We start from the raw sequence: 11,429 nt of genomic DNA on the forward strand, positions 1-11,429 counted from the left end.
TCCGCATGCATCGGCTACGGTAATAGAAAGCACCCTGGGCCTGCATAATGATGCAGTAGCCTTTGTGAACAGCGTGAACGAAGTGGTGCTGGAAGAAAATGCCGAACTATGGCATTACAACATCCAGAACGCTGTACAGAACAGCCGGTACGTAAACCAAACCGCTGCCCGGCAGGAAACCTACAGCCGTTACCACCACTATAATTTTGCATTGCCGCAGGCTACCCTGATCCGTAATAACACCAGCGTAGCGCTGACCGGCAGCTATACGGAAACAGACCTGCATGGCCTGTACCTGGCTAACGCCAATCAGCATGTGGACAATCATACTTTTGTAGACCACCTGGTACCCCATTGCAACAGCAACGAGCTGTACAAGGGCGTGCTGCTGGATACTGCCAACAGCGTATTCACCGGCCGTATACATGTACACCAGGATGCACAAAAGACCAATGCTTTCCAGCAGAACAACAACCTGCTGCTGAGCGAAAAGGCCACCATCAACTCCCAGCCCCAGCTGGAAATATATGCAGATGATGTAAAATGCAGCCACGGTTTTACCGTAGGTCAGTTCAGCGATGAATCCCTGTTCTACCTGCGCTCCCGCGGTATTGGCGCAGAAGCCGCCAAGCACCTGCTGGTGAATGCATTTGCCTTTGATATCACCGACCAGGTGCATATCCCCGCCCTGCAGCACTATTTGACAGAAGAGATCAGAACTGTGATCAGCAATTAATAATTAATTACGAATTGGTCAATTACGAATTACGAATTGAGCTTAGCGTACGACAGCTATCTCAATAACAATGAGAAGAAAGCGGTTATTACTTTCGATACAATTGCTCCAATCATTCGTAATTCGTAATTCGTAATTCGTAATTGAAAAATTCGCAATTGAAATGGACAACGTATCAACTCTCACCGCTCCGGCATTGGACGTAGCACGCATCCGGAAAGATTTTCCGCTGTTGCAGCAAGCCACCGTGTATGGTTTACCGTTAGTGTATTTTGATAATGGCGCTACAACCCAAAAGCCGCAGGTAGTGCTGGATACGCTGGAGCAATATTATACCGGGTATAACAGCAATGTGCACCGCGGTGTACACCACCTGAGCCAGAAAGCCACAGACGCTTACGAAGAAGCCCGCAAAACTGCCGCCGCTTACATCAACGCACAATACAGCCACGAAGTTATTTTTACCAAAGGCACTACCGACAGCATTAACCTGGTAGCCAGCAGCTTTGGCCGCACATTCTTACAGGCAGGCGATGTGGTGCTGATCTCCGCTATGGAGCATCACTCCAACATTGTTCCCTGGCAAATGATCTGCGAAGAAAAAGGCGCGGAGCTGAAGGTGATCCCCATTAATGAACGGGGCGAGCTGCTGATGGACGAATTTTCCCGGCTGCTGGATGAGCGTGTGAAAATAATAGCCGTAACCTATGTATCCAATACCATGGGCACCATTAACCCGGTAAAGGACATTATTACACAGGCGCATGCACGTAATATACCCGTATTGCTGGATGCTGCGCAGGCCATTCAGCACATTACCATAGATGTACAGGCGCTGCAGCCCGATTTCCTGGCCTTTTCCGGCCACAAAATATACGGCCCTACCGGTATTGGCGTGCTGTATGGAAAAGAGGCCTGGCTGAATAAAATGCCCCCTTACCAGGGCGGTGGCGACATGATCAAGACCGTTACCTTTGCCAAAACGATCTATAACGAGCTCCCATATAAATTTGAAGCCGGTACCCCGGATGTATCCGGCGCTATTGGCCTGGCTGCTGCCTTAAACTACCTGCAGCAGGTAGGGCTGGAAAAAATACAGCAATATGAAGAGCAGCTGATGGAATATGCCTTACAGGCATTACAGCAGGTGCCCGGCATCCGTTTTATAGGACAGGCCGCACACCGCTCCGGCGCTATCTCTTTCCTGGTGGATGATATTCATCCCTATGACCTGGGCGAGCTGCTGGATAAACAGGGCATTGCCGTACGTACGGGCCACCATTGTACAGAACCTTTGATGGACCTGTTTAAGATCCCCGGCACCGTACGCGCCTCCCTCTCCTTTTACAATACTTTTGAAGAAGTGGACAAGCTGGTAGCTGCCGTGAACAGGGCTGCCGCCATGCTGCGCTAAATAACTGACGACAATGACGATCAACGAAAAACAGGATGAGCTGGTAGCGGATTTTTCCATGATGGAAGAATGGATGGATAAATACGAATACATTATTCAGCTGGGAAAAGAGCTGCCACTGATAGCTGAGCAGTATAAAACCGACGATAACCTGATAAAAGGCTGTCAGTCAAGAGTGTGGCTGCATACTGAATTAAAGGACGGTAAACTTTATTTCACCGGCGACAGCGACGCGGTGATCACCAAAGGCCTCATCAGCCTTATGATATCCGCACTCTCCGGCCACACGCCTAAAGAGATTGCAACTACAGAGATCTATTTCATTGACGCCATTGGCCTGCGCAGCCACCTGTCCCCTACCCGCTCCAACGGCTTACTGAGCATGCTTAAACAAATGAAGCTGTATGCAGTAGCCTATATGGCAAAAATGGAAAGTTAACGGACAACTCAATACTAAAAACATGGAAGAACTTAGCTTACGGGATCAGATAGAAGCCACGCTCAGAACCGTATATGACCCGGAGATACCGGTGAATATCTTTGAGCTGGGACTGGTATATGAAATCAAGATCGGCGAAAATAACCGCATAGGCATCACCATGACCCTTACCGCGCCTGGCTGCCCCGTTGCCGGCGATATTATAATGGAGGTAGATCAGAAGGTGCGTGCTATTGAAGGGGTAAGCGATGTGGATGTGCACCTTACCTTTGATCCACCCTGGACCAAGGAAATGATGACAGACGAAGCCCGGCTGGAGCTTGGGTTTATGTAAAGACCAAAAAGAATGTAAAATTCTAAACCATAAATGTAAAAGTGAAATGCCGTGTACAAACTCATGTACACGGCATTTCACTTTTACATTTGAAATTTTACATTTATGATTTTACATTTCTTTAACCTAACTGTAAAACAGGCTGCAACACCATTCCCAGGTGAATATGCGCACCGGTATGGTACTGATCTGCCGTCAGGATCTGCTCAAACATCTTTTTAGCCTGCGGCTTTTTACCCAATCCCAGCTGCCCTAAACCTATCAGGTAGTGGCAATGCAGGCGGTTACGGCGGTTCAGGTCATCATCCCAAATCAGCAGGTCAGGCAGCGACACGGCAAAGTAATCGATCTTCACCTCATCAAATAAATGCTGCTCCCCATAATCTATCAGCTTATTAAACCGGCTGTGCGCTTCTGCAGTACGGTTCAGCCGCAGCAGGGCCAGGCCCTGGTAAAAGATCTTATCCGGCTGCTGATCGTTATAATACATAGCGGCCGAAGGTACGGCCTGCCCCGTGGCGGCGCGTTCCCAGCAGGCTTTGGCTTCTGCAGTTTTTCCCAAACCGACATAGGCGCAGCCGCTCCAGTAATCAATATCATTTTCCTGCGCGCCATACAGCTTGCCTTCTCCCAGATTATGCGGGTATTGGCGGGCCTGCTCCAGCAGCTGCAATGCTTTCGTATAGTCAGCAGCGTTAATGGCCGCTTTAGCCATGGAAACCAGGCTATACACATACTGGAAAGTTACCTTTCCCTCACCGCCTTCCCAGGGGTGAAAGTTACGCTGCATCAGCAGGTCATACGCTTCCTGATGGCGGCCCAGCAGGTTGTATAAGGTGATCCTTTCCAGGAACAGATCGTCACGGTCATTTACCAGTGCAGGGTATTTTTCCAGCATAAGCAGGCGGGTGGCGGCCGGTTTATTCAGGCGTTTATACAGTTGGTCCAGCTCCATACAAATGCGGGCGTCGGTTTCATCCAGCGCAAAAGCTTTTTCAAGGCTGGCGGTGGCTTCTGCAGGCTGGTTACGCTTGTTATACAGCGCTAAGGCCAGGTTGCGGTGCACGGTGGTAAAACGGTCATCCAGCTGCCGGGCTTTTTCCCAGCAGGCAATGGCTTTTTCATACTGGCGGAAATGGTACCAGTAGTTACCCAGGTAATAAGGCGCACGCGCATCCTCCGGGTGCTGCTGTATGGCCAGCTGTAAGGCCAGGGCAGCCTCCTGCTGATGCGGGAAACAATAGTCCGGCGCAGCCTGTGCGGCCTTTTTCCAGTAATTGTGCGCAGCGGCAGTTTGGCCGGCTTCCCAGGCTGCAGATGCCATAAAATACCACGCTAAGGGATATACGCTGTTTTGCTGGTCAATACCGGTTTGCAGCAGCTGTAATGCCTCCGCATACATGCCGGCAGCCTGGTAGTCCAGCGCAAACTCTATATAGTTGTGAATGTTGCCGCGTAACAATACCTGCAGCTCCTGCAATACTTTTTGATCGTTCGTAAGCAGGTATTTTTCAAAGTGCGCACCGGTATTAAAATGATCCAGCTGCAGGGAGGCGTTGGCTAATTCCAGCGCTGCGGCCTGTTTGCCCTGCTGCCGTAAAATGCTGATCAGCAAGTGGCGTGTTTTATGATGACGCCAGTTGCCGTGCAGGGAGCGGGTAGCTTCGTCCAGCGCAGCGTCCCAGTTTTGTTGGGTAGCAGAGATCAGCGCCAGCTGGTAGTAACCGGCAGGTTGCCAGGCAGCATTCCAGGCGCCCTTATAAAACGCACCGTAAGCTTCCGTTAACCGCTGCTGCCAGCGCAGGCACAGGCCCAGGTTATAATAAGGCTCCCCGTCATAAGGGTTGGGGTTCCGGGTGGTTAAAGTATCAATAGCACGGCGGAAACATTTTTCCGCATCCTCCAATAACAAACGGCGCAGGTACCATTTTCCCAGGGCATTATTGCAGCGCACATCTCCGGGATCGCGGCGCAGGCCTTCCTGGTAATAATCTACCGGGTTATAGGTGGCATGCCGGTATTGTTCCAGGTGCAGGCCGGTAAGGTACAGCTGTTCTATTTCCGTTATCTCTGCCGGCGCCAGTGCTGCGCGGGCTGCCAGGGGCATAGCTTGTATAGTATCCGGCGCAGGCTGCCATTCCAGCATTAGCTTACCCTGCTGGTTGTAGATGGCAATGCGGTAACGGGTGCTTTCGCCTGCATCTGTTAAAGCAATGGCTTCTTCCAGGTAAGCGGCGGGCAGCAGGTCGGCTGTGCGGCTCCAGATCTCCGTACCCTGATCATACAGCACAATGCGGCTTTGCGGGAAAACGCCGGTAGCGTAAAGCTTCAGCATAGCGGTGCCGTTACTTACCTCCAGGTTCATCACCAGGTCTTTGCTGGCATTTTTTACCAGCCCTACCTGGCTGTAGGGCATAAAGTATTGCGTAAAGCTTTTCTCCTCATAGGGCATCAGCCAGGAAAAATCCGGCTGGTTATCGGTGTACACACCGCACATCAGCTCTATATAAGGCCCGTCTTCATCTGTAAGGTTGCGGTCCCAGGCCAGTCCAAAATCACTGTTACCCCAGGTCCACTGCTTTTTACCGGGCGATACGTGATGATTAGCTACGTGCAGCAAACCGCCCTGCGTATCATGCTCATAACCGCCTACAAAATCGTAGCTGGAAGTAATGGCCATGTAAGAAGTAGGCACGGGTATATTGCGGTAGCGGGAAATATCTACACCCGCAGAATAATCCACTTTATAATAAGTGCCTGTAGCTACAGGAAAGCGCGACACATCACGCTTGCCATGATCGAACACCGCATGTACATCCGGCGGAAATACCGACTGGTAGTGCTCATTCACATGCACTGCGGGGTTAGCCCACCATAAAAAGGTTTGCGGCAATGGAGTACGGTTATAGAGCTGCACTTTTATTTCCATATACGCCTTATCCGGGTACAGGGTAAAGCCGGCCATGCCTTTGGTGCGGAACATCCTTTCCAGCTCACTGCACCATACGGTTACGCTGCCATCCGGGAAATGTTCAATGCTCCAGTCAACCGGCTCATACGTACCGGGGCGGTGGTGCTGGGGCCAGTTAAATTCAATACCGCCGGAGATCCACGGGCCTGTAAGGCCTACCAGCGCAGGTTTTATAACCTGGTTATGATATACAAAATGCCGTTGTTTTACTTTATCATAGGCGCGTTGTATACGGCCGCCCAGTTCCGGCAGGATCATAATAAGCAGGTAATCATTTTCCAGGAAAACGGCCTGCCACTCCTGGTCCGTTTTTTCATCCAATATTTTCTCTACTACCGGGTACGGGTATACGGCGCCGCTGCTGCCCTGGTATACTCTTTTTTCCAGGAATACCGGATGTTTCTCAGGCTGCCCGATACCATAGGTTGGGATGCGGACGGCCTGCTGCCAGGCTTTAACTTCCATAACGAATTGTTGTATTTAAATGAGATAATGTACGCTTGTTAATTAGCGGCAAAATGCCGGTTGTCTGCAGTAGCTGTTGTGCCAATGGATTGTTCTATTTCCTCCAGCGTTTTGCCTTTTGTTTCGGGTAAAGAGCTCCTGATAAATATAAAGCCTGCAATGCAGATCACCCCGTAGCCCCAGAACGTGCCGGAGGCGCCCAGGGCGCTGTTCAGCAAAGGGAAGGTGTATGTAAGCCCAAAGCTGGCGGCCCACAGGGAAAGGGTGGCTATAGACATCATACTGCCCCGTAAACGGTTGGGGAAGATCTCTGACAGCACCACCCAGGTTACCGGCGCCAGCGACATAGCATAGCAGCCAATAGCCATTACCACCAGCAGCAGCAAAGGCCAGCCGCTAAAGTGCATAAAGTATAACAGCCCCATTATGGCGTAGATCATAGCCAATCCGCCTGCCCCAATAAGCATTAAACGGCGCCTGCCCCAACGGTCTACCGTATACATGGCCACCAGTGTAAATATTAAATTTACGCCGCCGGTGATCACAATATTCAGCAGTATTTGCGATACGCCATAACCGGCCGCGGCAAATACTTCCTCTGCATAATTGAAAATAACATTGATGCCGCACCATTGCTGGAATGCCGCAATAACGATCCCTATCAGCAGGATACGCGACACGCCTGGTTTCAGCAGCTGCTGCAGGCGTACGCGGGTATCGCCGTCCGCAGTTTGTGTAATGGCCTGCAGCTCTGACTCCGCATATGCTGCACCGCCTATTTTGCCGAGCACCTGCCGGGCTTTATCCCCATAATTTTTAGTGGCCAGCCAGCGCGGGCTTTCCGGCAGCCAGATCAGCAGCAGCAGGAATAATGCAGAAGGCACCAGCGCAGCCCAGAACATAATACGCCAGCCGGTTTGCCCGTTCCAGGATTGCAGGATGAAATCGTCTGTAGCCCCGTTGGGTACCGGTTCTGCGATCAGCCAGTTAAAGATCTGCGCAGCCAGTATGCCTATAACCAGCGTAAGCTGGTTAATAGATACATATTTGCCGCGCAAATGGGCCGGTGTAACTTCTGCAATGTACATAGGCGACAAGTTAGAGGCCAGGCCAATACCAATGCCCCCAATAATGCGATACACCACAAAGCTCTGGAAAGAATGCGCTGCGCCTGTAAGCCAGGAGGATACCAGGAACAAGGCAGCAGACAGCATCAGCAATTTTTTACGGCCATACCGGTCGCTGAGGATACCGGAAATAGCCGCGCCTGCCAAACAGCCTACCAGGGCGCAGCTCATAGCCCAGCCCTGTGCAGCCGGTGATTGGGTGATACCAAAAAAGCGTTCGTAAAAAGGTTTAGCCCCTCCTATCACTACCCAGTCGTACCCAAAAAGGAACCCGCCCATTGCGGAGATCATGGAAATAATAAACAGGTAAAGGTGGTTGTATGTATCATTTTTCATAACAACGCTAAATTACGTTATCCCCCAGCCTGCTGACAATAGAGATTCTTTTTCATTTGATGGACAATTTTTCTGTTTTTTTTGGCCATTCACCTTTACCGGCTGCATAGTTATTATAAGGGTACTACCTTTTGCAAATCATCTGGCCTCCTTTGCTGTAACATCAGTATTGACGGGCATCAACAGGCGTTTTACCATAATAGTGTGCGTATCCATTGCCTGCTATTACCACTTCTGTGCGCATTTTCACCCTCCTGTCAGCTGCGTTTTTTGTACATCACTCCACCACTATATAAAATCGCTTCAAACCCTTTATAATTAAGGCATTCCAAGACACACTTCCATTTCACCCCTGTAATCTGATAATAATATTGTCCATTAAAAAGGTTAGGCCATTTTGCGTGTTACGCCTGTGGTTGCTGCTGTTTGAGCTGGCCTGATGCTTGTATAGGCATAGTGTAACCAAAACTCAATGTTATGCTTACTTCATTAGTTGTGCTGGGTATTTTCCTTTTACTCGTGATCATTTATATCGTATGGCCTTACCGTGGCAGGAAGGGTACTATGAAAGAGAAATAAAACAATCACCTTTTAAAATTTATATTATGCAAACAAAAAAACAAACCGAACCGCGTCAGCAGGACAATGACCTGCAGGACCCTTCCAACAGCAAAAATTCTGGTCTTAACACACAGGACGACCAGGATCTGAGGTCACAGGATATCTCCAATGAAGATGAGGAAGATGAAGAAAATGATGACACGCCGGATCTGGATGAAGCGGACCTCGAAGAGAATGATCTGTCAGACGAGGAAGCTGACAACATTGAATGGGACCCTAAACAAGGTAATGACAAAGATCAGTAAGAACCTCGCTTGTTGATTGACCTCAAATTCAGAAAACACATGGATTGTAAATGTATTCACCGGGTACAGCTTTAACACGCAAGGGGGGAATTCGTTTACAATCCGTGTTTAAAATTCCACATCACCGCTTCTACTCCTGGCAACCGTTTACACCTGTAATGACAAAGGATTACCCCTGATAGCGGGTAGCGTCCCATCTGAAAGGAAGTAACGGAAATTTAATCACTCATCATAAAAAAGTTAAGTCATGAAAAAGCATCTCACCGTTTTAGGCTTGGCAATGGCCTTTGGAGGCCTTGTTATAGCCCAGGGCACTATGCCCCATAATGTTGCCGCAACCAGTGCATACCAGCAGGACACCTCTATGCGGGACACTTCCATGAGAAAGCACAAAATGAAAGGAGACAAAATGAAGAAAAAGGACAAGGACTGGAAGAAGAAGGATACTACGATGAAGTACAAATAAAATGTGCAGATGTGCAAATATGCAGATGTGCAGATGGTATTATGATAATGTGGAAATGAGTAAATCACTCTCATCATCTGCACATCTGCATATTTGCACATCTATTAATTTTTAAGGATCCCATCCTTAAAAAGCTGTGTAACCAGCTTTTGCGGGTATTCCTGCACGAACTGGTCTACACTGGCGGGATTAATAGTTTCAGACTGGGCAGACCATAGCAGCTGCTCATTACCGGCATCATAAAGGTTAGCCTCCAGGAAATACGTTCTTTCCTTTACATAATACCCCGGGTCATATACCCAGGGATACCAGTGCGCATAATAGGCATAAAAACCGCGGTACCATCCATAGGCAGGTACCGGCGCATAGTTAATGGCGCCCGGTACATAACGGGTTTCACTACGCTTATCCAATAAAGACACAGTAAAAATAGTTTGTGCACCGCTGGCCCGGATCTTCTGTACCAGCTCCTGCCGCTCCGGCATACGTGTTTCTACAAAACGGGGAGATAAATAATCCGTGCTCTTAAAGGGTTTAATATTGCGCGTATCCGCCTGCACGGCCAGCGCATTTTCCAGCTTCACGCGCACTTCCGGATTGCGGATCATGGCAGCAATAAAAACGCTGTTATAACTTTTTGCAGCTGGTTTGGCTTCCGGGTTTTTCCAGGAGCCGGTAATACGTGTGGAACCTGAGCAGGCGCACAAAACAATGCCTATACCCAGCATAACAACCCGCAACTTTCTCATTACGATTATTTTATGTGAATTGTAGCGTATGACGGTTCCTCATCAGGATGGCATGGTCATAATTATAACAGCACGGTACATAAAATGTTCATCCCGCCCATAAACAGATACCACTAAAATGCCATACCTACATATTACTGTTTTTTATTATTTTTGAAATGTCACTATTCCAATATTCCTATTAACCGACTTGTACACCTATGAAGACCAACAGCTTTAAGGAGGGGGTGGCCCTGGTTGCCACGGTTGCTGCCATCGCATTAACATCATTCCGGAACACTGACGAGGGTAATACAGACCGCCCCTTCCTGCAAGCTATTAACAGTCATGCCAGTACTACACTGATCACTTACAATGCGCAGCATGCCATCAGCAGGCTAACCCGCATACAACGCACCGTAGAAGAAACGTATACCGATATACGCATTCCGGTGTATGAAAGCGGCCGCCTGGTGAGCACCCTGGTATCTGACCGGGCAAACGGGGAAGACAGCCAGGTCTTTTCTTCTTTTGATTACACGGATGATTACAGCCGCATAGAAAAGATCCGGTATTATACTGAAGGAACTATCCAGGCTTACGATTCGCTGGTATATAACGAAACCGGCCATATCACCGCCCGTTACTTTTTTGGCAAAAACGTAAACAATCATTTTGAAAATCATAACTACCAGGCTTACACCTGGGACAATGCAGGCAATGTGATCCAGCTGGATAATTACGGCAGAATGGGCACCCGTGGCAATTTTGCGCTTAGCAGCACAGTGTTGTATAGCTATGATAAAAAGCTGAATCCACAGCAGCGCATAAACGGGCTGTGTTACATTACCGACATTATGCCGGCCTTTTTATCCAGCAACAATGTGCTAACCGAACAAATCATCAGCACACAGAGTGCTGATAAAACAACGACCAGCTATAAATACGAATATAATTCCGCTCAATATCCAACCAGCGTAACGGCCATTTATGGCGCTGACGGAAGCAGGGAAACTACGCGGTTGAGCTACGAGTAGTGAATTACGAATTGTCAATTACGAATTACGAATTGAATGCAGCGTATGAAGCTGCTTTGTTGAAGTATGAATTATCAAAATTATGCCCGCTAAAACGGGCAGTCATTGAATGTGATTGCTATATAAAGGAGGAGGACCATTTCAACTACGAATTATTTAATTACGCATTACGAATGTGATTATGTTGTATTGGCCATATGCAGTACCCAATTCGTAATTCGTAATTGATAATTCGTAATTATATTTCTGTTCTCTTAAAGAATTCCGATAATCCTTTATCACTTCCGGCTACCCACACAATATCCCCTTCTTCCAATACCGTAGTAGATTCAGGGTTCAGGATACGCTGCCCGCCGCGTTCAATACCCAATACCATTCCCTGTGTTTTTTCCCGTATACCTGCTTCGCGGATGGTTTTGCGGAACAATGGCATGCCTTCCTTTACCAGGTAGCGGCGTAATACAATATCGTGCCCCGGCATGGTCTTTCCTTCTAAGCTGCCGTCTGCCT

Annotated in this window: 11 protein-coding genes; 7 read left to right on the plus strand and 4 right to left on the minus strand. The window is 48.7% G+C overall.

All coding sequences use genetic code 11. The features are described 5' to 3' along the window. The 4 genes from sufD to VIM87_RS13120 form a co-directional block, all read left to right on the plus strand. Nucleotides 1-736: Fe-S cluster assembly protein SufD (gene sufD, locus VIM87_RS13105; protein WP_331997431.1), on the plus strand; the 736-nt coding region annotated here is incomplete at its 5' end. Nucleotides 737-899: 163 nt separating this feature from the next. Then, the gene (locus tag VIM87_RS13110) at nt 900-2,150 is read left to right on the plus strand and encodes a cysteine desulfurase (RefSeq protein WP_331997432.1); all 1,251 of its coding nucleotides are present in this window, start codon (nt 900-902) and stop codon (nt 2,148-2,150) included. Nucleotides 2,151-2,163: 13 nt separating this feature from the next. Continuing rightward, a complete protein-coding gene (locus tag VIM87_RS13115; protein ID WP_331997433.1) occupies nt 2,164-2,589 on the plus strand; it encodes a SufE family protein in 426 nt (141 codons plus the stop codon). Nucleotides 2,590-2,611: 22 nt separating this feature from the next. Then, a complete protein-coding gene (locus VIM87_RS13120; protein ID WP_331997434.1) occupies nt 2,612-2,923 on the plus strand; it encodes a DUF59 domain-containing protein in 312 nt (103 codons plus the stop codon). Nucleotides 2,924-3,044: 121 nt separating this feature from the next. On the opposite strand, the gene VIM87_RS13125 is transcribed toward VIM87_RS13120, so the two are convergent. Then, the gene (locus tag VIM87_RS13125; RefSeq protein ID WP_331997435.1) at nt 3,045-6,359 is read right to left on the minus strand and encodes a DUF5107 domain-containing protein; all 3,315 of its coding nucleotides are present in this window, start codon (nt 6,357-6,359) and stop codon (nt 3,045-3,047) included. Nucleotides 6,360-6,397: 38 nt separating this feature from the next. Next, nucleotides 6,398-7,822, minus strand: a complete 1,425-nt coding sequence (locus tag VIM87_RS13130; RefSeq protein WP_331997436.1) for a sugar porter family MFS transporter — start codon at nt 7,820-7,822, stop codon at nt 6,398-6,400. 605 nt (nt 7,823-8,427) lie between these two features. Here VIM87_RS13130 and VIM87_RS13135 point away from each other — a divergent pair. Together VIM87_RS13135 and VIM87_RS13140 are read left to right on the plus strand one after the other, a co-directional pair. Then, nucleotides 8,428-8,688, plus strand: coding sequence for a hypothetical protein (locus tag VIM87_RS13135; protein WP_089915942.1), 261 nt, complete (start codon nt 8,428-8,430; stop codon nt 8,686-8,688). 247 nt (nt 8,689-8,935) lie between these two features. Further along, a complete protein-coding gene (locus VIM87_RS13140) occupies nt 8,936-9,154 on the plus strand; it encodes a hypothetical protein (protein ID WP_331997437.1) in 219 nt (72 codons plus the stop codon). 104 nt (nt 9,155-9,258) lie between these two features. Here the strand turns inward: VIM87_RS13140 and VIM87_RS13145 are convergent, their stop codons facing one another. Then, on the minus strand, nt 9,259-9,903 hold the full coding sequence (locus VIM87_RS13145) for a hypothetical protein (protein ID WP_331997438.1): 645 nt from the start codon (nt 9,901-9,903) through the stop codon (nt 9,259-9,261). 200 nt (nt 9,904-10,103) lie between these two features. Here VIM87_RS13145 and VIM87_RS13150 point away from each other — a divergent pair, with 200 nt between their 5' ends. Beyond that, nucleotides 10,104-10,919 (plus strand): hypothetical protein, encoded by an 816-nt coding sequence (locus tag VIM87_RS13150; RefSeq protein WP_331997439.1) that lies wholly within the window; start codon nt 10,104-10,106, stop codon nt 10,917-10,919. A 238-nt stretch (nt 10,920-11,157) separates the two neighbouring features. Here VIM87_RS13150 and VIM87_RS13155 read toward each other — a convergent pair. After that, the coding region (locus VIM87_RS13155) for a TrkA C-terminal domain-containing protein (protein WP_331997440.1) at nt 11,158-11,429 on the minus strand (272 nt) is incomplete at its 5' end.

The sequence above is a fragment of the Chitinophaga sp. genome, from assembly GCF_036569125.1.
Classification (GTDB): Bacteria; Bacteroidota; Bacteroidia; order Chitinophagales; family Chitinophagaceae; genus Chitinophaga.